At 65.6% G+C, this 23,972-nt stretch carries 20 protein-coding genes; 3 read left to right on the forward strand and 17 right to left on the reverse strand.

Translation table 11 applies throughout. The features are described from left to right. Positions 1 to 101: 101 nt before the first annotated feature. The 6 genes from J6595_RS15565 to J6595_RS15590 all read right to left on the reverse strand — a co-directional run bounded on the left by J6595_RS15565 (position 102) and on the right by J6595_RS15590 (position 7,800). On the reverse strand, positions 102 to 1,235 hold the full coding sequence (locus tag J6595_RS15565) for a M20/M25/M40 family metallo-hydrolase (protein ID WP_209595504.1): 1,134 nt from the start codon (positions 1,233 to 1,235) through the stop codon (positions 102 to 104). A 52-nt stretch (positions 1,236 to 1,287) separates the two neighbouring features. Continuing rightward, a complete protein-coding gene (locus J6595_RS15570; RefSeq protein ID WP_209595505.1) occupies positions 1,288 to 2,451 on the reverse strand; it encodes a M20 aminoacylase family protein in 1,164 nt (387 codons plus the stop codon). Between the two features lie 88 nt (positions 2,452 to 2,539). Next, the gene (locus J6595_RS15575; protein WP_209595506.1) at positions 2,540 to 4,228 is read right to left on the reverse strand and encodes an ABC transporter ATP-binding protein; all 1,689 of its coding nucleotides are present in this window, start codon (positions 4,226 to 4,228) and stop codon (positions 2,540 to 2,542) included. Beyond that, positions 4,228 to 5,145: an ABC transporter permease gene (locus tag J6595_RS15580; RefSeq protein WP_209595507.1), complete on the reverse strand. Its 918-nt coding sequence runs from the start codon at positions 5,143 to 5,145 to the stop codon at positions 4,228 to 4,230. Before J6595_RS15580 ends, J6595_RS15575 begins: the two co-directional genes overlap by 1 nt. Further along, a complete protein-coding gene (locus tag J6595_RS15585) occupies positions 5,145 to 6,086 on the reverse strand; it encodes an ABC transporter permease (protein ID WP_209595508.1) in 942 nt (313 codons plus the stop codon). The genes J6595_RS15580 and J6595_RS15585 overlap by 1 nt, the downstream gene beginning before the upstream one ends. Before the next feature lie 100 nt (positions 6,087 to 6,186). Next, the gene (locus J6595_RS15590) at positions 6,187 to 7,800 is read right to left on the reverse strand and encodes an ABC transporter substrate-binding protein (RefSeq protein WP_209595509.1); all 1,614 of its coding nucleotides are present in this window, start codon (positions 7,798 to 7,800) and stop codon (positions 6,187 to 6,189) included. A gap of 148 nt (positions 7,801 to 7,948) precedes the next feature. On the opposite strand from J6595_RS15590, the gene J6595_RS15595 reads away from it, so the two are divergent. Then, a complete protein-coding gene (locus tag J6595_RS15595) occupies positions 7,949 to 8,716 on the forward strand; it encodes an IclR family transcriptional regulator (protein WP_245198525.1) in 768 nt (255 codons plus the stop codon). Positions 8,717 to 8,958: 242 nt separating this feature from the next. Here J6595_RS15595 and J6595_RS15600 read toward each other — a convergent pair whose 3' ends face one another. From J6595_RS15600 to J6595_RS15650, 11 genes are all read right to left on the reverse strand, one after another. Beyond that, positions 8,959 to 9,897: an ABC transporter ATP-binding protein gene (locus tag J6595_RS15600; RefSeq protein ID WP_209595511.1), complete on the reverse strand. Its 939-nt coding sequence runs from the start codon at positions 9,895 to 9,897 to the stop codon at positions 8,959 to 8,961. A 1-nt stretch (position 9,898) separates the two neighbouring features. Next, positions 9,899 to 10,882, reverse strand: coding sequence for an ABC transporter ATP-binding protein (locus tag J6595_RS15605; protein ID WP_209595512.1), 984 nt, complete (start codon positions 10,880 to 10,882; stop codon positions 9,899 to 9,901). Further along, the gene (locus tag J6595_RS15610; protein WP_209595513.1) at positions 10,879 to 11,727 is read right to left on the reverse strand and encodes an ABC transporter permease; all 849 of its coding nucleotides are present in this window, start codon (positions 11,725 to 11,727) and stop codon (positions 10,879 to 10,881) included. Before J6595_RS15610 ends, J6595_RS15605 begins: the two co-directional genes overlap by 4 nt. Beyond that, entirely contained in the window at positions 11,724 to 12,755 is a 1,032-nt protein-coding gene (locus tag J6595_RS15615) for an ABC transporter permease (protein WP_209595514.1), read from the reverse strand. The genes J6595_RS15610 and J6595_RS15615 overlap by 4 nt, the downstream gene beginning before the upstream one ends. A gap of 2 nt (positions 12,756 to 12,757) precedes the next feature. After that, positions 12,758 to 14,383, reverse strand: a complete 1,626-nt coding sequence (locus tag J6595_RS15620; RefSeq protein ID WP_209595515.1) for an ABC transporter substrate-binding protein — start codon at positions 14,381 to 14,383, stop codon at positions 12,758 to 12,760. A gap of 84 nt (positions 14,384 to 14,467) precedes the next feature. Continuing rightward, the gene (locus J6595_RS15625; RefSeq protein WP_209595516.1) at positions 14,468 to 15,793 is read right to left on the reverse strand and encodes an amidase; all 1,326 of its coding nucleotides are present in this window, start codon (positions 15,791 to 15,793) and stop codon (positions 14,468 to 14,470) included. A 5-nt stretch (positions 15,794 to 15,798) separates the two neighbouring features. Continuing rightward, positions 15,799 to 16,734 carry a polysaccharide deacetylase family protein gene (locus J6595_RS15630; protein WP_209595517.1) on the reverse strand — a complete coding sequence of 312 codons (936 nt, stop codon included), beginning with the start codon at positions 16,732 to 16,734 and terminating at the stop codon, positions 15,799 to 15,801. Next, complete coding sequence (locus tag J6595_RS15635) at positions 16,731 to 17,672, reverse strand: polysaccharide deacetylase family protein (protein ID WP_209595518.1); 942 nt, start codon at positions 17,670 to 17,672, stop codon at positions 16,731 to 16,733. The genes J6595_RS15630 and J6595_RS15635 overlap by 4 nt, the downstream gene beginning before the upstream one ends. Before the next feature lie 2 nt (positions 17,673 to 17,674). After that, positions 17,675 to 18,355 (reverse strand): isochorismatase family protein, encoded by a 681-nt coding sequence (locus tag J6595_RS15640; RefSeq protein ID WP_209595519.1) that lies wholly within the window; start codon positions 18,353 to 18,355, stop codon positions 17,675 to 17,677. A 10-nt stretch (positions 18,356 to 18,365) separates the two neighbouring features. After that, a complete protein-coding gene (locus J6595_RS15645) occupies positions 18,366 to 19,124 on the reverse strand; it encodes a VOC family protein (protein WP_209595520.1) in 759 nt (252 codons plus the stop codon). 22 nt (positions 19,125 to 19,146) lie between these two features. Beyond that, complete coding sequence (locus J6595_RS15650) at positions 19,147 to 21,438, reverse strand: molybdopterin-dependent oxidoreductase (protein WP_245198526.1); 2,292 nt, start codon at positions 21,436 to 21,438, stop codon at positions 19,147 to 19,149. A 195-nt stretch (positions 21,439 to 21,633) separates the two neighbouring features. Here J6595_RS15650 and J6595_RS15655 point away from each other — a divergent pair, with 195 nt between their 5' ends. Next, positions 21,634 to 22,584 (forward strand): LysR substrate-binding domain-containing protein, encoded by a 951-nt coding sequence (locus J6595_RS15655; RefSeq protein ID WP_209595522.1) that lies wholly within the window; start codon positions 21,634 to 21,636, stop codon positions 22,582 to 22,584. Beyond that, positions 22,581 to 23,912 (forward strand): NAD(P)/FAD-dependent oxidoreductase, encoded by a 1,332-nt coding sequence (locus tag J6595_RS15660; RefSeq protein WP_209595523.1) that lies wholly within the window; start codon positions 22,581 to 22,583, stop codon positions 23,910 to 23,912. Before J6595_RS15655 ends, J6595_RS15660 begins: the two co-directional genes overlap by 4 nt. Positions 23,913 to 23,972 lie beyond the last annotated feature (60 nt).

Raw genomic sequence — 23,972 nt, forward strand, 5'->3', positions numbered from 1 at the left:
TCTTGGGGGCTCCGGGGGCGGGGTTGCGTCCGGGGGGGGGGGGGGGGGGGGGGGGGGGGGGGGGGGGGCGCGGCGCCCCCCCCCCCGCGGCAGTTCTGACGTCAGTCGAGCTCTGCCAGAAGGCCGGCGATGAGGCGGCCGCGCGAGGCGAGGCTCGACACCTCGATATGCTCGTCCAGCGTATGGACGTCGCGGCCGACGACGCCGAGCCCGTCGAGCGTCGGCAGTCCCATGGCGCCAGTGAAGTTGCCGTCCGAGCCGCCGCCTTCGGAGGCATGGGCGAGATCGAAGCCGAGTTCGTTGCCGATCCGCCGGGCGCGGGCGTAAAGGTCCATCGTCCCGTCGCTCGCCTCCCAGACCGGGCGGACCACGCTCTTTTCGACGATGAAGCCGGTGCCGTCCGCATTGCGCTCGTCGAAGGCGAGGATCTTCGCGGTGCCCTCATCGAGATCGCTCTGCCGCTTCGCCATGGAAAGGCACTCGGCGCGGGCAATGGTCGGCACGCAGTTCACCCACTGGCCGCCATGCATGACGGAGACCGAAAAGGTACAGTCCTCGTCGGTCATGTCCTCGATTTCGATCAGCTTTCGCGCCATCATCTTGACTGCCGACTGCCCGGCCTTGAGCGCCGCGCCGGCATGGCTCGGCCGCCCGATGGCGGTCAGGTGATAGCGGGCGATGGCATAGCGGCCGGTGACGACGGTGTTGCGGGCCCAGGCTGGCTCGGGAACGAGGACGTATCTGTTCTTCGCCGCCTCGGCCTCGATCATCGCCCGGCAGCCGGGCGTGCCGATCTCCTCGTCGGAGGTCAGGAGAACGGTGACGGGCAGGGGCGTCTCGACGCCCATCTCGGCCAGCGCCTTGATCGCGGAGATGGCGGCGAAATTGCCGCCCTTCATGTCGCAGATGCCGGGGCCCCAGCAGATGTCGCCCTCGCGCCGGAAGGGCAGCTTTTCCAAAGTGCCGAGCGGATGCACGGTGTCGAGGTGGCCGCTGATCAGGACGCCGGGCTCGCCGCGCCGCGAATGCGGAAAGGTCGCGCGGGCGCAGTCGCCGAGGCCGTCCGGGCCAGGGATGATCTCCACCGTAAAGCCGAGCTTTTCCATCTCCTCGGCGGCGAGCGCCGTCATCGCGTCGACGGATGGCTTGTCATAGGTCGGGCTTTCGCATTCGACCCAGCGCTTGAGCCCCTTGATCATCGCTTCCGCGTCGAGCGGAACTTTCGTCACGTCCATGTCCCTCGGTCCTTCAAAGAATTTCGTCGCCATCGCGCATCGGAAAAGGGGCTCAGGCCGACAGGCGCCGTTCCACCACCCGCGCCAGGAGGCTGGCGCCGATCGGCAGGATTTCGTCGTCGAGAACGAAGCCGGGATTGTGAACCGGCAGCGAGCCGCCATGCCCCACCCAGCAATAGGAGCCGGGGACCGCGTGCAGCATGTCGGCAAAGTCCTCGCTGCCCATCATCGGGCTCGGATCGGTCAGGACGTTCTCCTCGCCGACGATCTCGACGGCCGCCTGACGCATCGCCTCGGTCTCGGCGGGGTGGTTCTCCAGGACCGAGAAGACGTTGCGGATGTCGATGGCGATCTCGCAGTCATACATCGCCGCCGCGCCCGCGCAGATCTCGCGCATCCGCCGGTCGAGGAGTGCGCCGACGGCATCGTCGAAGAAGCGGAACGTCCCACCGAGTTCGCAGGATTCCGGCACGACGTTATAGGCCGAGCCGGCGTTGATCTTGGTGATCGACAGGACCGCCGGCAGCATCGGATCGACATTGCGGCTGACGATCGACTGGAGACTCTGGGAGAGCGACGTCGCGATGACGATCGGGTCCTTCGCATCGTGGGGGCGGGCGCCGTGGCTGCCGCGCCCGGTGATCTTGATGTCGAAGAAGCTCGCCCCGGCCATCGCCTTGCCGGGAAACACCGCGATCTGGCCGAGATCGAGGACCGGGCTGTTGTGGAGGCCGTAGATCTCGTCGCAGGCAAAGCGCTCGAACAGCTTGTCGGCGATCATCGCGCGGGCGCCGCCGAGCCCTTCCTCTGCCGGCTGGAAGACGAACATCGCCGTTCCCTTGAAGTCACGGTTGGCGGCGAGATAGCGGGCCGCGCCGAGCAGCATCGTCGTGTGTCCGTCATGGCCGCAGCCGTGAAACCTGCCGGGATTGGTCGAGCGATAGGGAAGGTTGGTCAGCTCCTCCATCGGCAGCGCGTCCATGTCGGCCCGAAGGCCGATGGTCCGCCCTGCGCCGCCGGTACCGCGCAGGATGCCGACGACGCCTGTCCGGCCAATCCCCGTATGAACCTCGTCGATACCGTAGGAGCGCAGAGCATCGGCAACGATCCCGGAGGTGCGAACCTCCTCGAAGCCGATTTCGGGATGGGCGTGGAGATCGCGGCGGATCTCGGTCAGTTCCGAGGCAAAGCTCGCGATCTGGGGAATGACGGTCATGATGGTCTCCTTGCAGACGAGCCCGGCGCGTCGCCATGCCCGTCGATGCCATTGAAATGTTCTGTCCTTCGAGGCGCCAGATCGCCGGTCACGCAGGCGCTCCGACGGTGCCGGGCCCGCCGGGCGCTGCCAGCGGCCGGAAATTCGGGAAATCCCAGTGCCGGCCCGGCGCCGCCTCGATCAGCTGCCGCGTATAGGCCTCGCGTGGATTGCCGAGCACCTCGGCGGTCGGACCATATTCGACGATACGGCCATTCTGCATCACCGCGACCTCGTCGCAGATCTGAGCGGCGACCCTCAGATCGTGGGTGATGAAGAGAAGCGCTATCCCGAGCCGCGTCTGGATATCGTCGAAAAGGTCCAGCACCTGCGCCTGCACCGAAACGTCGAGCGCCGAGACCGCCTCGTCGGCGACGAGGACGTCCGGCTCCATGGCGAGCGCGCGGGCGATGGCGATGCGCTGGCGCTGGCCGCCGGAGAACTGATGCGGATGGCGGTCGATCGCATCCGCCGGCAGGCCGACGAGTTCCAGAAGTTCGCGCGCTCGCTCACGCGCAGCCTTCGGTGCCGCGCCGTAATTGATCGGCCCCTCGGTGATGCTGTCCCGGACCGTGAGCCTTGGGTTGAGCGAGCGGTTCGGATCCTGAAAGACCATCTGGATGCGCTTTCGCATCGGGCGCAGGGCGTGGCGCGACAGGCCAGCGATCTCTTCGCCGCGCAGACGGATGCTGCCCTCGGTCGGCTCGATCAGCCGCATCACGCAGCGCGCGACGGTGGATTTGCCCGAGCCGCTCTCGCCGACGACGCCGAGGGTCCGTCCGCGTGTGAGGGTGAGATCAACGTCCTTGGCCGCGACCGTTCCCTCGCGCTTGCGCAGGAACGAGGACTGCCCGTAGACCATGCCGAGTTCGGAGGTCGACAGGACGATCTCGCGCGAAGCCGAAGGCCGCGCCTCGCGCGGGTGCAGCGCCGGGACTGAGCCAAGGAGGTCGCGGGTGTAGTCGCGCTTCGGCTCCGCCAGAATCTCGCCGACCGGTCCTTGCTCGACGATCTCGCCGTGGCGCATGACATAGACCCTGTCCGCGATGTCGGCGACGACGCCCATATCGTGAGTGATGAACAGGACCGAGGTGCCGAGCCGCTCCTGGATCTCGGCGATGAGTTTCAGGATCTCTTTCTGGGTGGTGACGTCGAGGGCCGTGGTCGGCTCGTCGGCGATCAGGAGCTTTGGTTCGAGGACGAGCGCCATCGCGATCATCACGCGCTGGCGCTGCCCGCCGGAAAGCTGGTGCGGATAGGACCGGCACATTCGCTCGACGTCTGGCAGCTTGACCAGTTCGAGGATCGAGCGGATGCGGTTCCGCCTTTCCTTGTTGTCCATCCGCGAATGGGCGCTCAGCACCTCTTCGAGCTGTCGCTCGATCGTCAGCACCGGGTTGAGCGCCGTCATCGGCTCCTGGAATATCATCGACATGCGCGTCGCGCGCAGTTGGCGAAGCCGCGACGTCTTCACGGTCAAAACGTCTTCGCCCTCGACCAGGATGCGGCCAGAGCGCACGGCGAGGGCTCCCTTGGGCAAGAGCCCCATGGTGGCAAGCGACGTCACCGACTTGCCGGACCCGCTCTCGCCGACGAGGCAGACCGTTTCGCCGGCGGCGACCCTGAGCGAGACGCCACCGAGAATGCGCGCCGGATTGCGCCCCGTCGTCTCGACGAAGAGGTCTTCGACGACGAGAACGTCATCGGTTCTGGGCGAAGGGTTTTCCGCCGCGCTCATCACGCTTCCCTTTTCTTGCCGAGCCGCGGGTCCATGACGTCGCGGGCGGTGTCGCCGAGGATGTTGATCGACAGGATGCAGAGCGACAGGAACAGGCCGGGCCAGAAGATCAGGCCCGGCTTGATCTGGAAATAGAGCCGCCCCTCCGACATGATGTTGCCCCAGGACGGCGTCTCGGTGCCGATGCCGGCGCCGAGAAAGGACAGGATCGCTTCGGTCAGGATCGCCGAGGCGCAGACATAGGTCCCCTGCACGATCAGCGGCGCGAAGGTGTTGGGCATCAGATGCCGCCACATGATCTTCGGCAGGCTGGAGCCGACGGCGATCGCCGCCTCGACATAGGGCTCCTCGCGCGCCGACAGGACGACGGAGCGCACGAGGCGTACGACCCGGGGAATTTCCGGAATAGTGATGGCGATCAGCACCGTCCACAGGCTGGAGCCGGCGAGCGAGACGATGGCGATGGCCAGAAGAACCGCCGGAATGGCCATCAGCCCGTCCATGATGCGCATCAAAATCGCGTCCAGCCAGCGGAAGAAACCGGCGAAAAGGCCGAGCGGCAGGCCAACGAGGACGGCGACGAAAGCCGCTCCGAGGCCGACGATGAGCGAGACCTGAGCCCCGTAGAGCGTACGCGAGAAGACGTCCCGGCCATAGGCGTCGGTGCCGAAGAGATGAGTCGCCGAGGATGGTGCGAGGCGTTCCATCGGGTTCATCGCGATCGGATCGTAAGGCGCGATCAGGGGGGCGAGGAGCGCCGCGACGACGATGACCAGCAGACACACCGCCGCGATCGTCGGCGCAAGCTTCAGATCACCGATCGCGATCCGCGGCAGGAAGCCCCGCCTGATGACCGGTTCGGCCGCAGCTTCGTCGACCTCGGCGGCAGCGGGGGAGGCGTTGCGCGTCGCAGCCATCAGTAGCGGATCCTCGGGTCCATGAAGGCGTAGGAGATGTCGATCAGCAGGTTGATGACGACATAGATGCCGCTGGTCAGAAGGATCAGCGCCTGGATGACCGGATAGTCGCGGGCGAGGATCGCATCGACCGTCAGGCGCCCGAGACCGGGAATGTTGAAGACGCTCTCGGTGACGACGACGCCGGAGATCATCAGGGCAAAACCGGTGCCGATGACGGTCAGGATCGGCACGGCGGCGTTGCGCAGGGCATGGCGGAAGAGAACGATGCGTTCCGACAGGCCCTTCGCCCGCGCGGTGCGGATATAGTCCTCGTCCAGGACGTTCAGCATCGCCGCACGGGTCATCCGGGCGATCAGCGCGATGTAGATCGTCGCGAGCGTCAGGGCGGGCAGAACGATGCGCGCGAGGAACGGCCCGAGGCCGTCGCCGATGCTCCTGAAACCCTGGACGGGGAAGAGCCGGAGGTCGATGGCGAAGAGCTGGATCAGAATGTAGCCGGTCACGAAGACCGGGATGGAAAAGCCGAGGACGGAGATCGCCATGACCGCATTGTCGGTCAGGCTGCCGTGACGCCAGGCGGCAATGACACCCATCGGGATCGACAGGACCAGCGTGAACAGCATGGTCATGAGGGCGAGGCTGAGCGTCGGTTCGAGCCGCTGGCCGATCAGCGTCAGCACCGGCGTGCGCGAGATCAGCGAGCGGCCGAAATCTCCCGAAAGCAACTGGCCGCTCCAAGTGACGAACTGTGTGACCAGAGGCTCGTTCAGGCCCAGGCTCGTGCGGATCCGATCGAGTTGCTCGGGCGTCGCCATGTCTCCGGCGATGATCGCCGCGGGGTCTCCCGGCGTCAGTCGCAGGAGCAGGAACACGAACAGTGCCACGACCACGAGAACCGGGACGGAGGCCAGAATGCGACGGGCGATATAGGCCAGCATGACAAGATGCCCCGCGGCGGTGGAAAATCGGAGGCGCCGCGATTGCCGCGACGCCCGGCGGTCGAAGAGCGGGGCGCCAGACGGCGCCCGAAGGATCGCGTCACTCCGACTTTTCGACGTTCCAGAACACCGGCACCGGCATCTTCACGATCCCGCTGAGCTTGTTGGAGATCGTCGTCGGGATCTTGTACTCGCCGACGGGGATGTAGTTGACCACCTCATAGGCGTGCTTCTGGATGTCGGCGGCGATCGTCTTGCGCTCTTCCTCGCTCTCGGCGGCCGCGAACTTCACCCGCATCTCGTCGAGCTGAGGATCGTCCGGCCAGCCGAACCAGGCCGCTTCCTTGCCACCACCGTTCAGCATCGGGTTGTTGATCGGGCTCCAGACCTCGGGGATGATCCAGTTGGTGAAGAACATGTTCCAGCCGCCCTCGGCGACCGGGGACTGGCTGGCGCGGCGGGTGACGAGGGTCTGCCAGTCCATCGGCTGCATGTCGACGGTGAAGCCGGCCTGGCGCAGAAGCTGCGCGGCGACCACCGGCTGCGGCGCGACCGAGCCGACGTCGGTCGGCTGCATCAGGACAATCGGCGTGCCGTCGTAGCCGGCGTCTTCGAGCATCTTCTTGGCGACTTCGGGCTGCGGCCCCTTCATGATCAGCTCGTCGCCGACCTCGGTGGCATAGGGGGTGTTGCAGCCATACATCGTTCCGCATTTGGACTGGTAGTCGGGATTGCCGACGAGCGCCGCCAGGATCGGGTCCTGACCGAGCGCGGCCATGGCGGCGCGGCGGATCTCGACCTTGTCGAAGGGCGGGTAGAGCCAGTTCAGCCGGCCCATGGTCTGGTAGCCGAGATCGGTGAGCGTCATCACCGTCAGGTCCGGATTGGAGGCGAGCAGCGGCAGAAGGTCGGTGGGCGTCTGTTCGAGATAGTCGATCTCGCCGGAATTGATGGCGTTCACCGCGGTCTGGGCGTCCGGCATGACCACCCAGGTGACCTTGTCGACCTTCACCACCTTGCCGCCGGCGGTCCAGCTCGGCGGCTCGTCGCGCGGGACGTAGTCCTCGTTCTTTTCGTAGACCGCCCGCACGCCCGGCTCGAACTCGGCTTCGACGAACTTGAACGGGCCGGAGCCGGTATAGTCGGTGATCGCCTCGCCGGACGGCGTCTCGGCGACTTTCTGCGGCATGATGAAGGTCGGCAGGCCGGAGGGCTTGGCCATCAGCTCGATGGCATAGGAAAAGGGCTGCGAGAGCGTCATGACGAAGCTCTTGTCGTCCTTGGCTTCGAGGCTCTCGAGATATTTGAAGAGAAGCTGTGCGCCGCCGTCGCGCTCACCCCAACGCTTCAAAGATGCTACGGCGTCCGCCGAGGTGACCGGCGTACCGTCGGTCCACTTCAACCCGTCGCGCAGGGTGAAGGTGTAGGTCAGCTTGTCGTCGGAGACGGACCAGTCCGCCATCTGCGGCTGGGGCTTCAGGTTCTCGTCCATCCCCAGAAGCGTATCGTAGATCATGTAGCCGTGGTTGCGGGTGATGTGCGCGGTGGTGATGACCGGATCGAGCACCCGGATGCCGGAATGCATGACGGCGCGAATCTCCTGCGCCATGACCGGCCCGGCGCCGAGACCCGAAAATGCGACGACAGAGGCAAGGAGCGCCAAGCGCACGAGACCCGTCGGCTTGAAGGCGGAAGCTTTGGCGAAGAAGGACATGCGAGCGTCTCCGGTTGAATGAGCGCGAGGGCCGCTGGTCGAGGCGGGATTAGCGCAATGCGCCAATCCTTTGTGGATTGAGATATGTTAGGAACACGACTAGGATTCAGTCAATCGCCCTGATTGATCAAATGGTGTGCACTGCGAAATGCCGGACCAGAAAGAAAGGCGGACCGACACCCATTTCGTGGCATCTCTGGAAAAGGCGATGCGGGTGCTGGAGGCTTTCGGAGCCGAGCGACCACGAATGGGGCTGACGGAAATCGCACGCGAGACGGGCCTCGACCGCAGCAGCGTCCAGCGCGTGACGACGACCTTTCATCGCCTCGGCTACCTCGACAAGGATCCGGCGACACGCCGCTTCAGTCCGTCGATCCGCATGACCGAACTCGCCAACGCCTATCTGTGGTCGGACGAACTCGTTCATTCGGCCATGTCCCGGCTGATCGAGCTGAGACAGACGCTCGGCGAGACCATCAACTTTTCGCGTCTCGACGGGACGGACATCGTCTACACCATGCGCCTGCCGAGCGCCCGCACAAGCTACGCCGCGATGCTCCCGGGCAGGCGGGTGCCGGCGCTCAACACGTCGAGCGGCCGGGTCATGCTGGCGCAACGCGATCCGCACGAGCGCCTGCAATGCGTGCGCGAATGGCCGATGCGCCGCTTCACGCCAGAGACGGTGATGTCTCGCGAAAAGGTCCGCGATCTCGTGGAGATGGCAGCCGAAACGGGCTATGCGATCGCCGAAAACGAACTCCAGATGAACGAACTCGCGGTGGCCGTCGCCGTCGGGTGTTCCCGGGGGCAGCCCGGCGCCATCCACTGCTCGGTCAGCGGCACGCTGTGGAGCCGGGAGAGAGTGGAGCAGGAGGTGGTTCCGCTGCTGCGCGACGCCGTCAACGGGATCGGCTGAGACGCGCTATCCAGAAGCCGCACATGATCCGACATGATCGCCCCGAACTGGGATTCGTCGTCCTTGATTCCCTGCGGAGGCAACGCGATTGCAAACCCGTTGCCCTCTGCCGGCACGGCGTCGTCGCCGCCACGATCGGCACCGAGCCGCCGACTGGGACGACACGGCTGCGGCTTTGGCGTGATCGGCGAGGCTTTCCCGCCGCCGGAGCGTTTCCGGCAATCGCCGATGGCTCCGGGAGCCTATCCGGGAAAATGACAGGCGACGGAAAGCCCGCCGCCGACGTCGGCAAGCGCCGGCTCGTCCGTCGCGCATTTGGCCTGCGCCAGCGGACAGCGCGTCCGGAAGCGGCAGCCGGACGGCAGATTGACCGGGCTCGGCACGTCGCCTTCCAGCAGCTCCGCACCGTCCCTGCGCACGGCCTCGTCGGGAATCGCTCCGACGAGAGCCCGCGTATAGGGATGGCTGCGCCGTTTCCAGACCTCCTCGGCCGGACCGATCTCGACGATGCGGCCGAGATACATCACCGCGATCCGATGCGAGATGTAGCGCACGACCGACAGGTCGTGGGAGATGAAGAGATAGGCGAGGCCGAGTTCCTTCTGCAGGTCGAGAAAGAGATTGAGGACCTGCGCCTGGATCGAGACGTCGAGCGCCGAGACCGCCTCGTCACAGACGAGAATGCCGGGATCGAGGGTCAGCGAGCGGGCGATGCTGACGCGCTGGCGCTGGCCGCCGGAAAGTTCATGCGGCAGGCGCTTGAGATGATGGGCCGCGAGACCGACCTTTTCGGCCGTCTCGAGCACCCGCGCCTTGCGCTCGGCCCGGCTGCCGATCCCGTGCACCATCAGGGGCTCTTCGATGATGCGATCGACCTTCAGGCGGGGATTGAGCGCGCCGCTCGGATCCTGGAAGATCATCTGCACGGCCCGGGCCCGCTGATGGCGGGACGGGCGTCTTGCGCCGTCGGTCACCCCGGCGATCTCGAGGACGCCATCGGTCGGTTCGGATATGCCGACGATACAGCGCGCGAGGGTCGATTTCCCGCAGCCGGACTCGCCGACGAGACCGAGCGTCTCGCCCTCATCGAGCGTCAGCGAGATGCCGTCGACCGCCCGCAGCGGCCCGCGTGCGGTCTTGTGATGGAGCTTGAGATCGCGGGTCTTCAGAATGGCGCTCATCTCAGGCCTCCATGCCGACGGGATGGTGACAGCGAACCGCGCGAGCCTCCGAAAGGCTTTCGAGCCCCGGGCGGCGTCCCTTGCAATCCTCCTGCGCCGAGGGGCATCGCGGCCGGAAGACGCATCCCGTCGGCCGGTCTTCCGGCGGCGGAACCTGTCCGGCGATGTCGGCGAGGCGATGGCCGGAGACCGAAAAGCTTCCATGCGGCCGCGCAGCGATGAGGCGGGCGGAGTAGGGGTGGCGCGGCTGGTCGAGCACGGCGTCGACCGGGCCCTCTTCCACGACCTGCCCGGCATACATGACGACCACCCGGTCGCAGACCTGCCGCACGACGCCGAGATCGTGGGTGATGAGCAGGAGCCCGAGATTGGCCTCGCGCTGCAACGTCTTCAGCAGCCGCAGGATCTGCGCCTGCACGGTGACGTCGAGGGCCGTCGTCGGCTCGTCGGCGATCAGGAGGGAGGGATTGCAGGCAATCGCGATTGCGATGACGACGCGCTGGCGCATGCCGCCCGAAAGCTGGTGCGGATATTCGGCAAGCCGGCTTTCGGCATCGGGCATGCGAACCATCTTCAGGAGGGAGACCGCGCGCTCGCGCGCCGCGCTGCCGCTCAGCCCTTCATGGGTCTGCAACACCTCGACGATCTGCGAACCGATCGTCATCACGGGATTGAGCGCCGTCAAAGGCTCCTGAAAGATCATGCCCATGCGATTGCCCCGCAGCTTCCGCAAAGCGCTTTGCGGCATGTCGTCGAGGCGGCTGCCGTCGAGGCTGATGCGGCCACCGGAGACCCGCAGATTGGGCGCGAGGAGGCCCATGATCGCCAGGGCCGTCAGCGACTTGCCACAGCCCGACTCGCCGACGAGCCCCAGGGTCTCGCCGCGGCGGACCTGAAAGCTCAGCTGCTCGACGATCGGAATGTTGCCGCCATGGCTGATCTGGAGCTTGTCGACGGAGAGAAGCGGTTCGTCTTCCGCGGTCATGAGCGTTCCTTCAGGCGCGGATTGAGGCTGTCATTGAGCGCGTCGCTGATGAGGTTCAGCGCCAGCACCGTGACGACGAGGGCGAGAGCCGGGATCGCCGTCATGTACCAGCCGGAGCGCAGCTCCTGGCGTCCGACATTGAGGATCGTTCCCCAGCTCATCACGTTGGGATCGCCGAGGCCGAGAAAGGACAGGCTCGCCTCGACGATGATCGCCGTCGCGACCAGCACCGACGAGGAGACGATGATCGGCGCCAGGCAATTGGGCAGGATCTGGGTGAAGATGATGCGAAGGTCCGACATGCCGATGATGCGGCAGGACTGGACGAAATCGAGACTTCTCAGCTTCAGGAAATCGGCCCGGACCAGCCTTGCGATCATCGGCCAGGAGACGATGGCGATGGCGATGGTGATCGTCGTGAGCGAGGGGCCGATGACGCCGACGATGGCGATGGCGGCGAGGAAGGAGGGAATGGTCTGCACGGCGTCCGTCAGACGCATCAGGAGATCGTCGATCCAGCGGCCGTAATAGCCTGCGATCGCGCCGACCAGCGTGCCGAAGACGAGGGAGACGAGGGCCGACACGATGCCGATGGCCAGCGAGACCCGCGAGCCGTAGAACAGCTCCGTGAGGATGTCGCGGCCCATGGAGTCGGTGCCCAAGGGAAAGCGCGGATCGGCACCGGGCCAGACCCTCGGGGCGCCGACCATCGTCCAGGGGCCTGCCGGAAACAGCCAGCCGGCGGAGACAGCCATCGCTGCGACGAGGATCAGGAGGATCAGGCCGATGGCGCCGCTCGGATGGCTGATCAGCCGGAACGCGGCGGTATCCCTGGACAGTCTCATTTGAGGTTCACCCTCGGATCGAGCAGCACGTAGAGGAGATCGATCAGGAGATTGACGATCACGACGGAGAGCGACGAGATGAAGACGACGCCGAGGAGAAGGTTGGTGTCGCGCTGGAAGACCGCGTCGAAGGCCGTCCGGCCGAGGCCGGGCAGACCGAACACGGTTTCGACCAGGACGGCTCCGCCGACCAGCGAACTCACCTGCAGTCCGGCCATCGTGACCAGCGGCAGCAGCGCGTTGCGCAGCGCGTGCACATAGATCACGCGCCGCTCGCTGAGGCCCTTGCCCCTGGCGGTCCGGATGAAGTCGAGGCTCAGCACCTCGAGCATCGCGGCCCGGCCGATGCGGCCGTAAATGGCGATGAAGAAGGTGCAAAGGGCCGCGCAGGGCAGGGTCAGATGCACGACGACGTCCCAAAGGTGCTGAAACCCGGTGTAGCCGGCGCCGACCGTCTCGTAGCCGGCGATCGGCATCCAGCGCAGCTTCAGCGCGAAGACGAGCATCAGAAGGACGGCGATGATGAAAGACGGCGTGGCGTAGAGGATCAGCATCAGAACGGAAATGCCGAGATCGACCGGCTTGCCGGCATGGCGGGCGGCGACGACGCCGAGCAACGTGCCGATCGCCATCGACAGGGTCACCGAGGAGATGACGAGGATCGCCGTCACCGGCCAGCGCTCTTCCAGGACGTCGAGCACCGGCGCGGAATTGAGCGGCGAATAGCCGAGATCGAGGCTGACGAGGCGCAGCATGTAGTGCAGGAGCTGGATGACGACCGACTGGTCGAGCCCGTATCTCGATCTGAGATCCGCCATCTGGTCGGCCGTCAGATCGCGGGTGCCCGCCAGCGCGTCGACGAGATCGCCCGGCGACAGCTTGATCAGGACGAAACTCCCGACGATCACGAGCAGCATCACCAGAACCGCCTGGCTGAGCCGCCGCAGGAGATAGCGCAGCGTCGGCGACGACAGGGCTTTCTTCAGCCCTGCCGTCTGCCTGCGACCTGCCGGATCGCTCGCAGCCATGGTCACTGGTCGAGCCACAGCTGCTTCAGGCTGCCGGCAGCCCCGATCGCATCGACGGTGAAGTCCTTGACGTAGTCGGCGGCGATGGTCGCCATCTCGATGTCGGTGATCTTCAGGACCGGAAGGTCCTCCATCGCGATACGCTGGAACTCGGCATAGTCCTCGATGCGCTTGGCTTCGTCCACCTCGGTCGCCGCAGCTTCAAGGAGGGCATCGACCTTCGGATTGTCGTAGTGAGCGCCGTTCGAGAAGCCGACGCCCGGCTTGAAGCTGTGCGAATCGTAGAAGCGCTGAACGCCGATCGTCGGATCGACGCCCATCGCTGCGGTGTAGAGTGCGAGGTCGTGCTTGCGGTCGGTGTAGACCGTCTTGACGAAGAGCGCGAAGTCCTGGGTCCGCACGGTGACGGCAATGCCGATCTGGCGCAGCTGCTCGCGCACATAGCTCGAAGCGTTGATCGATTCCGTGCCCCAGGGCGAGGGATCGAGCATCAGAGAAAACCGCATCCCGCCGTTCTTGCGCGGGTAGCCGGCCTCGTCCAGCAGCGCGTTGGCCTTCTCCAGATCGAGCGGATATGCGGGAACGCCCTCGGTCGTGAAGAACGGCGTCTGGCCGGCATGGAGCGGCGTCTTGCCCGGCTTGCCGAGGCCGTACCAGATGTTGTCGGTGATCCACTTGGTGTCGATCGCATGGGCAATAGCGTGGCGGACCTCTTTCTTGGCGAGGATCGGATGATCGAGATTGAAGTCCATCTGCTGGGAACTCAGCATGGTCTCGAAGCCGCGCTTTTCCATGACGAAGCCCGGCTCCGCGGCGATCCGCAGGATGTCCTGCGCCGGGATCATGTTGAAGAAGATCGCGTCGACTTCGCCCGATTCCAGCATGGCCGCGCGCGTCGAGCCGTCGGCAATGAACTGGACGACCATCCGATCGAGCCGCGGATAGCCCTCGTCCCAGTAGTCCGGGTTCTTCTCCATGACGACATTTGCACCGATCTCGTAGGCCGCGAGCTTGAACGGCCCGGTGCCGATCGGCTTGACGTTGGCCGGGTTCGCCATGATGTCCGTCCCCTCGTAGATGTGGGCCGGAAGGATCGGCGACTCGCGGCTGTCGAGGGCGCGCATCATCGCCGGCGACGGCTTGTCGAGGACGAAGACCGCGGTGTGATCATCCGGCGTCTCCACGGCGCTCAGCGCGGCGAAGGTGGTCTTCCCGCGGCCGTGGAACACCTTGAGCACCTCCATGAAGGTGAACGCCACGTCCTTGGCGGTGAAAGGCTCACCGTCGTGCCATTTGACGTCGTCGCGCAGCTTGAACGTGATCCGCTGGCCGTCCTCGGAAACATTCCATTCCCTGGCCAGCGAGCCCTTCGGCTTCATGCCGTAGTCGTAGCCGAGGAGCCCGTCGAACATCTTCGGCGAGAGGAAGGCTTCGGTTCCCGCGGTGGTGATCGCCGCGTTGAGATAGGTGGGCGTCGGCCACATCGTCGTGTGCAAGATACCGCCCATCTTCACCGTCTCCGCCGCTGCGGACGTGCCGAAGGTGAGCGCGCTCGGCAGGAGGGCGCTCGCCGAGACACCGGCGAGGAAGCTGCGACGATTGAGGGTCATGGAATTCGACTTGGACATGCTCAACTCCTTCAGGGGTCTTGGCGGCGGTTGGCGGTGGGTGGGTCCGGGCGGTCGGCTCTGCCGGTTGTTTCGCCGGCGTGATCAGGCTTCTGCTCGTGCCGCGACCAGCTCGCCGACGAGGCCGGCGGCGGCGATCAGATGGCGGTCGTGAAAGCGTGGTCCGGTCAGCGTCAGGCCGAGCGGCAGACCCTGAGGTCCGCAAAAGCCCGGCACGTTGACGCAAGGGGTGTGCAGCAGCGTCCACATCCGGTTGAAGGTCGCAGCCCCGGTGTCGTCGGGCCCCTTCGGCGCAACGCCGGCGGTGCTCGGCGTGACCACCGCGTCGAAGCCTGCGGCGAGCGCGTCGAAGCTCTTGCGGCAGCTGGCCGCGAGATCTTGCGCGGCGACGAGATCGGCCCGTCTGTGGCCGTCCTTATTGGCGAGAATTCCCACCATCTCCGGATAAAGCGCGTTTCCCAGACGCCGGCTTTCGGCGAGGAATGCACTCCGCATTTCGGCCTGCATGACGACCTTGTGGGCGCTGGCGAGACCTGCAAATTCCGGCGGAAGCTCCAGCTCGACAATCGTCGCGCCAGCCTCGCGAAGGAGATCGGCGAGGCGCGCCATCGCAGCGCGTGTCTCGGCCTCGGCCTGATCCCAGACCGGCGTTTGGCAGAAGCCGAAACGCATGCCGGAAAGGCTCTCATAGGCCGGTGTCTCGTCGTCGTGGATCGCAAAGACCTCCGCGACGAGGTCGAGATCTTCGGCCGAGCGGGCATACCATCCGAGCGTGTCGATGCTGGCCGAACAGACCTTGAAGCCTTCGGCGGAAACCGCGTTCCAGGTCGGCTTGATGGCGTAGACGCCGCAATAGGAGGCCGGCCGGATGACCGATCCGCCGGTCTGCGTGCCGAGCGCGATCGGCACCTGTCCGTCGGCGACGGCCGCCGCCGAGCCGGATGACGATCCGCCGGGCGTGCGTGACGGATCGTACGGGTTGCGGGTCGCCGCGCGCCGGCCGTTGATCGCGAACTCGACGGTGTCGCACTTTCCCATCATCACCGCTCCGGCAAGGCGAAGGGTCGCTACCGAGGCGGCGTCGATATTGGGGAAATGATCCTGGAAATGCGGCGAGTTGAAACGCGTCGGCATGTCGTGGGTGGTGATGATGTCCTTCACGCCGATCGGAATGCCCCGCAAGGGGCCCGCGCCGCCGGCGTCGTCGCAGGCCCTGGCCGCCGACAGCACCTGTTCGGGATCGAGATGCGTCCACGCCCGGACCTCGTCGTTGCGGGCGCGCCAGCGATCGAGGCAGGCCGTAACGAGGCTCTCGCAAGTCAGATCGCCAGCCTTGATCTGCGACGCAGCTTCGCTGGCGGTGAGCCAGTTCGCGCCAGCGCCGGTCAGGGAGGGGGCTCGATCGACCACTGAGCTCAGCCCTTCGGACCGACGGAAAGCCAGGCCTGGCGGATTTCTTCGCCGGTCGCTGCCGCGATACCGTCCTCGGCAAGAAAGCGCGTCAGCAGCCGATCGAGCGCGTCGATCCGGCCGGGCTGGCCGATGATCCATGGCGTAAGCGAGAGCGAGAGGATACGGCCGCCGCGCTGGGCGCTTTCCGCTGAAAGGACATCGAAGGCGGCGGAGAGCTGATACTCGTAGTCGCCGATCGGCATGTTCTGCAAAGCGAGGATCTTGTGGTCCGACAGATCGTAGGAGAGCGGCAGCTGCGTCAGCTCTCCGGCCGTCGTTCTGAAGCCATAGGGCAGGTCGTCGTTGATCCAGTCGAAGATATATTTGCCGCCGGCTGCCGCGACGATATCCGGCGTCATCGCAGACTGCGAATGGCCGGGCGAATGCCATCCCGTGACGGCCTGTCCCGAAAGGCCGCGAAGGCGCGCGAAGCTCTCGCCGACGAGGGTTTCTTCCAGCTCTTTGGAAAGCTGCGCGTGATGCAGGCGGCCCATGTCGACGCCGGCGGCGGCGATTTCCCAGTCGCGGGCGAGAATTTCGCTCATCAGATGCGGATGGCGGGCCGCAGCTTCCGAGTTCATCGCAGCGGTTGCCCTGACGCCGTGCTTGTCGAGCACCTCCATCAAGCGGTAGATGCCGACCCGGTTGCCGTAGTCGCGGGAGGAAAAGTCCCAGACGCTCGGATAGGGTCGGTCCATGCCGCCGATCGGCTTGACCGGCGCGGAAGGCATGTCCATCGGGAAGAACTCCAGATGGACGCTCGCCCAGATCAACAGGCGCTTGTCGCCGGGCCAGGTGAAATGTGGCACCGATCGCAGGGAGCGGTGATCGTAGCGGTCGTGATCCGTGCCGGGACCGCGATTTTCATAGATGAAGTAGTCTTCGGTGATCGCGCTCATTGCGCCGCCTCCGGGCTCGTCGGCTGATTGAAGGGCCGCATCCATTCGGCGAAATCGTCATAGTGGTTCTTTTCGAACCAGGCCGCGATCTCGCGTCCCGTCGCCAGCCAGACGCCGTCATGGGCGGTGACGTATTTCAGCGCCTCGTCGAGGATGTGCAGCCGGTGCGGCTGGCCGATCAGATAGGGGTGCAGCGGCAGGCACATGACGGTGCCGCTGTCCGCGCCTTCCGCATAGAGCCGGTCGAAATGGGCCTTGATGATCTCGAGATAGTTGCGCGGCGAGATGTTCTTGAAATTCAGCACAGGCACGTCGTTGCATTCCATCATGTAGGGAATGCTGACGAGCCGCTTGCCCGAGCGGGTCTTCACCGGCATCGGCTGATCGTCGTGGAAGAGGTCGAGCGTGTAGCGGATCCCTTCCTCGGCGAGGAGATCCTGGGTGGTCTCGCCGTTGGAAATCGCCGGCGAGAGCCAGCCATCGAGCCGCTGCCCGCTGGCGCGCAAGATCGTCTCGGCGCTGTCGCGAATGATCAGGCGCTGCTGGTCCTCGGTCATGTTGTAGAGGTAGCGGGTGTTGTAGATGCCGTGGCTGAACAGCTCCCATTCGAGCTTCGAGCAGCGCTCGATGATCTCGGGGAAATGGTCACAGACGGCCACGTTCAGCGACGCCGAGCCGCGCACGCCGTGCTTTTCCATGACATCGGCCATCCGGTCGAAACCGACCCGGTTGCCGTAATCGCGCATGGAATAGTTGAGGATGTCGGGCTCGGGCCGATACCAGATCTCGCGGGTCGGGCTCGGCGGCGGCGCGATCTCGTAGAATTCGATGTTCGGCGCCACCCAGAAGGCAAGGCGCGCGCCGCCCGGCCAGGTGATCTTCGGCCGGTCGCGATAGGGTGCGTAGTCGTAGCTGTTCGGCTCGCGCCACTTCTGCATGATCAGTTCCCCTGCTTTGCGCCGAGCTTCGACAGGGCGGTGAGCACGTCGTCGACGGGTTTCACGTCCCCGTATTTGAAGGCGATGTCGTAGAGATTGGCGTAGTGGGCGCCTTCCTCGCGGTCGGCGACGCATTCTTCCGGAACGATCACGCGATAGCCGTGGGAGAGCGCGTCCATCACCGTTCCGCGCACGCAGCCCGACGTCGCGCCGCCGGTGACGATGAGCGTGTCGATCTTGTTGAAGATCAGGAAGGAGGTGAGGTGGGTCTCGAAAAACGCCGAACTCATGCGCTTGTGCAGCATCAGGTCGCGCTCGCGATCGACATGCAGGCGCGGATCGATCTCGGCCTGGGGCGACCCGTGGCCGACCTTGTGCAGCGACATCTCGTTGTCGGATAGCTTCGACCACCATCCGGCATCGGAGCCATCCGGCAGATAGGCGACATAGGCCCAGATCACCGGCGTCCCCAAGGCGCGAACAGCCGTCGAGAGCTGGTTCACCGCCTCGAACTGGCGCGGATGGCCTTCATAGGCGGAGGGAAATGTCGCCGTATCGGTGTAGCGACGCTGGAGATCGATGTTGATCAGCGCGACGCGCTCTCCCATGCCGCGTTCGGGAACCCGCGGCGCGGCCTTGTAGGCTTCGAAGATTTCCTGGGACGTCTTGTCGGTCTTCAACATCGCCCGATCCTCACGCGGCCACGAGGCGCATGGCGGCACCGTGGGCAAGGGCCGGATCGAGCAGCCTGCCACCCTCCGGCAGCTCGGCCTTCGTGCCGATCTCGCAGGAAACCATGCCGCCGCCGGGAAAGACGTCGCTTGCTGCCGCGCAATCGATCACGCGCATGGTGACATCGCCGAAATCGAAGTCGATCCCTTGATCGCCATGCGCGACCTCCCGGCCGCCCATCGCCGTCAGCGCATCGGCGCATCGGCGCGGATCTTTGGACGCGACGGTGAGGCTCCTGATCCCGGTCGCGCCGTTCGCGTGGGGCCTCGGCGCCGGGACGCGGGCGGACCTGCCCTCGACGTCGGAAACCAGGAAGGGCAGAGCGACGTCGCCGCCCGCGCCGCGTCCCGTCATCAACAGATCGAGAGCCCAGCGCTCGCCGCTGGCGACGACATTCGACACCGGCACCGGACCCTTCACCGGAAAGCCCGCCGCCGTCAGCGTCTCGCCGGCAGCGGCGGAACTGTCGACGGTGAAGGAATAGTCCGCAGGGCCTTCACCATGAGCCAGCACCTCGCCGAGGCGATGGGCGGTCTGAGCGGCCTGATCGGCGAAGGCGGTCAGAAGGATGTAGGAGCCGTCGTCGAAGCAGACGAAGCGAAAGCGGGTCTTGCCCTCGATCGTGTCGGCACGCTCCTGCACGGTGAAACCGAGCGCGGAAAAATCGCGGGACGCCGCGTCGAGGTCGTGGACCAGATGAACGAAGTGATCGAATGCCATGAGACGCTCTGTCTTGTTCCAATCAATTGCCGGCGGGATGAATGACCGGCGGGCGCGAGACGCGCAGCTCCGGCAGGGGACGGTCGAGGCGCTCGATCTCGACGAGACAGGACTGCGCCGCGCAGCCCTGGCCGAGTTCGGAGGTTCCGACGTCGCGGGTCAGAACGTTGGGGTTGGAGTTGCGGTCGCTCCTGCCGTCCGGGTCGTAGGTCGCGCCGGTCGGGAGGAGCGCGACGCCTGCGAGGACACCGGCGTCATACTTGGCGACGGCCAGGCATGATCCGCGATCGTTGAAGATGCGAACGTCGGCTCCGTCCTCGACGCCACGGGCGTTGGCATCGTCAGGGTTGAGGCGAACGCATTCGCGCTCGCGTATCTTGCCGCCTCGGCTGTAGCTGGAAAAATCCATCTGGCCGTGAAGTTTGCGGTCGGGCTGCGGCGACAGAAGGTGCAGGGGGAAGACGCTTGTCTTCGCCGAGCCGAGCCATTCTTCCGGATCAAGCCAGACCGGGTGACCCGGCTGGCCGGGCTCGGCGGCGACACTGTCGCTGAAGAGTTCGATCTTGCCCGACGGTGTGTCGACACGCGCCTCGGCCGGATCCTGCCGATAGCCCTCGAACATGACGTGGGGCTCGCCGGGCTCCGGCATCTCGAAATAGCCGGTCTGCCAGAATTCCTCGAAGCTCGGCGGCGTGATGCCGCGACGGCGCAGACGGTCGGTGATCGTTTCGAACGCCCAGCCGAGCCAGTCCGCCTCGCTGCGCCCCTCGGTGAAGACGTCCTCGACACCGAGCCGAGCGGCGAGATCGGTGAAGATCCGGTAGTCGTTGCGTGCTTCGCCCGCGGGCTCGACGAGCTTGTGCATGGCAAGCAGGTATCGATCGCGCGACGCGCCGCCGATGTCGTCGCGCTCCAGCGTCACCGTCGCAGGCAGGACGATGTCGGCGTGGCGAGCGGTTGCCGTCCAGTAGCTCTCATTGACGACGATCGTCTCCGGCCGGCGAAAGGCCGCGCGCAGGCGATTGAGATCCTGATGGTGATGGAACGGGTTGCCACCGGCCCAGTAGACGAGACGAATGTCGGGATAGGTGTGGGTCCCGCCAGCATAGCGATAGGTCGCGCCGGGGTTGAGCAGCATGTCGGCCACGCGGGCCACCGGGATGGCGATGCCGGTCGGGTTCGGCAGGGACGGCAGGCCCGTCAGCGGTGTGCCGTAAGGCGGATTGCCCATGGCATTCGACGAACCGTAGCCGAAGGCGAAGCCTCCGCCGGGAAGACCGATCTGCCCGAGCACGGCTGCAAGTCCGATCGCCGCCCAGAATGGCTGCTCGCCATGGCGCGCGCGCTGCAGGCTCCAATTGGCCGCGACCATCACCCGCTTGCCGGGCAGGGACAAGGCGAGGTCGCGGATCGTGTCTGCTTCGATCCCGGTGATCGCGCTCGCCCATTCGGCGGATTTCTCGACGCCGTCGGTGCTGCCGGACAGATACGCGAGATACCGCTCGGCACCGCTCGTATAGCGATCAAGGAAGCTCTGGTCGTGGCGGTTTTCCGCCACGATGATGCGGGTCAGCGCCATCATCAGCGCAGCGTCGGTATTGGGGCGGATCGCCAGCCATTCGACGGCGAAGGCGTCCTCGACGTCCTTGCGATAAGGCGAGATGTTAATCATCCGCGCCCGGCTCGTCGCATCGCGCATGAAAGTATCGAAGCGATGTTCGCCGATGCCGCCGGACTGGATCTCCCAGTTCTTGGCGGGAATGCCGCCGAAAGCGAGGAAGACGTCGCAGTGATCGCGGATCGTGGAAAGCGACGTCACGCTGGCGCCGACACCGTCGTTCACGCCGAGCACGCGCGGCAGAAACGCCATGGCGGCGCCGTAGCTGTAATTGGTCTCCTGATCGACGAAGCCGCCGACGGACGCGAAGAAGCGGCGCACCAGCGTGCGGGCATGGTGCAGACGACCGGCGCTCGACCAGCCGTAGGAGCCGGCAAACAGCCCCTGGTTGCCGGCGAATGTCCTGACCCGCGCGATCTCGGCGGCGGTGAGGTCGAGGACACGCTCCCAGTCCATCTCGACGTAGGAATCCTCGCCGCGCGCAGCGCCGCCGTCGCCCTCGAGCCAACCCTTGCGGACCACCGGGCGCAAGACGCGCAGCGGCGAGTTGAGCATCTCGGGCCACGCCTCGTTCATGCGGCTCGGGCGCGGGTCGTGCTCGAAGGGCAGCACGCGGGCCACGGCGCCGTTCTTCACCTCGGCGCGGAACGCTCCCCAATGGGATGCTGAAAGCGGAAGGGCTGTCTTGGAGGGCAATGTGAAAGATCCAGGCCTTTGAACGAGCGTCGATGACGTCTCGGTTGACAGGACGCTAGGATATAACATTGATGTCGTCAACACAGGTTCGAAAGCTGAAAATGTTATGTTACAGTCTGCCAAGGCCGAAGGCATCTTGCCTCTGAAACGTGCAGTTCGACGATGCAGGGCAGGGCACAGGGAGGAGTTGAGGAGATGAGCCGTTTCAATGTCCGGCAGATCGAGGCGTTTCGGGCGGTGATCAGCCTTGGAAGCATGACGAGGGCGGCGGAACTCCTGGGCATCTCGCAGCCGGCGGTCAGTCGGCTGATGGCCGACTTTCAGGAAGCGGTCGGCTTCAAGCTGTTTAATCGGCAACGTGGGGGTGCAGAGGCGACCGACGATGCGCGACGCCTTTTTGAGCAGGTCGAGAAACTCTTCGTCGGGCTCGAGGAGCTCGATCGCGAAGTTCTTTCGATTCGAAATCTCACCAGCGGTTCGGTCACGGTCGCGGCCATGGGGCCATACGACAATGGTCTGATGCCCGACATCATCGCCCGTTTTCGGAAAAGTCATCCGGCAATCGCGGTTCGGCTCGACTGTCAGCTCCAGGACCGGATCCCCGAATGGGTAGCGGCCAGGCGAGCCGATATCGGGCTCGTCTCGCTGCCGGTGGCAAATTCCGCCATCGCAGTGCGCAAGGTCGTCACGCGCCCGGCCATGTGCGTCGTGCCCATCGAACATGAACTGGCGGCGCGCGACCGGTTGCGGGCCGAGGACCTCGCGGATGTCGCCTTCGTCAGCTTCCCGCGCGGCGCACCCTTCCGGTTCGAGACCGACCTTTTATTCGAACGCCGGGGGATCGAGAGGCAGATGCTGACCGAGGCGACGACGCACGAGGCCGTCTGCAGCCTCGTCGCCGCCGGCCTCGGCGTCTCGATCGTCAGCCCGTTCTCCGTCCATCTGCGGCGCAACCCGCGCGTCGTCTTCAAGCCCTTCACCCCCTCGATGCCGATCACCATCGGGATGATCGCCGACGAGGCGAACCTTTCGGTCGCGGCTCAGGCCTTCCACGAGTTCACACTCTCCGAGATCGAAACCTATTCCGCGTCGCTCGAGACCGCGGACCCGACGCAACTCTCCTCAGCATCCCAGGACCGACCATGAACGCTCACACCCAAACCACCGCCGATTTCGACATTCTGCCGACCGAGACGGAAGTCGTCGTCGTCGGCGGCGGCATCATCGGCGCTTCGACTGCGCTGTTTCTCGCCATGAAGGGAATTCCGGTCGTCCTCTGCGAGAAGGGCGCGATCGGCGAGGAGCAGTCGAGCCGCAACTGGGGCTGGGTGCGCAAGATGGGGCGTGATCCGCGTGAAGTACCCCTGATGAAGCGGGCGATGGATATCTGGGCGCAGCTGCCGCAGATGATCGGCGCCGATCCCGGTTTCAGGGTGCGCGGCATCACCTATTTCGTCGACAAGGAAGAGCAGCTCGCCAAATACGAAGCTTGGATGAAGGCGGTCGAGCCCTTCGGCCTCGACACGCATTTCGTCTCGGCTGCGGAAATCGGCAAGCACGCGCCGGGCACCAGCCGCAAGTTCGGCGGCGGACTGCATACGCCTTCCGACGGATTTGCCGAGCCGCATCTGGCCGCCCGCCTGATCGCCCAGGGCGCCGCCCAGCACGGCGCCCGGATCGTCGAGGGCTGCGCCGTCCGCGGGTTCGAGACGTCGGCCGGCGCCGTGAGCGAGGTCGTGACCGAAAAGGGCCGCGTGCGCTGCAAGAGCGTCGTATTGGCGGGCGGCATCTGGTCCAGCCTGTTCGCCGGCAATGTCGGCGTGAAGATGCCGCAGCTGAAAATGCTCAGCCAGGTGATGCGCACCCGGCCGATCGAAGGCGGCCCGGAAGGCTGCGGCTCGGGCCCGGGCTTCGGTTACCGCAAGCGTCTCGATGGCGGCTACAATGTCGGGATGCGTTCCGCCCATGCGGTCGACATCGTCCCCGACAGTTTCCGCTTCTTCCGTGACTATCTGCCGGCAATGAAGAACGAGTGGCGGGCCATGAAATTCCGCGTCGGCAAGCGCACTCTCCAGGAGACGATGATGCTCGGCGGCTGGAAGCTGGACGAGCGCTCTCCGTTCGAGACCCACCGCATCATGCGGCCGGTCCCCGGCCACGCGATCCTCGATCAGGCGACGATCAACATCAAGGACGTCTTCCCGGTGTTCAAGGACATGGTCGTCAACGAGCGCATGAGTGCCTGGATCGATGTGGCTCCCGACGCGATTCCGGTCATCTCCGGCGTCGATGCGGTCCCCGGCTTCTACATCTCCACCGGCTATTCCGGCCACGGCTTCGGCATCGCGCCGGGCGCCGGCCAGCTCATGGCGGACATCATCACCGGCGAAACGCCCGCCGTCGACCCGGAGCCCTTCCGCCACAGCCGCTTTATCGACGGCTCGAAGATCGTCCACTGGCCGATCGGCTTCTGATCAGAAGGCATCCCGCAAAACGGGGTGATCTCTGTTCGACGAAGCCACTGCGGGGCCGGC

The sequence above is a fragment of the Jiella mangrovi genome (assembly GCF_017815135.1).
GTDB classification, from domain to species: Bacteria; Pseudomonadota; Alphaproteobacteria; order Rhizobiales; family Rhizobiaceae; genus Jiella; species Jiella mangrovi.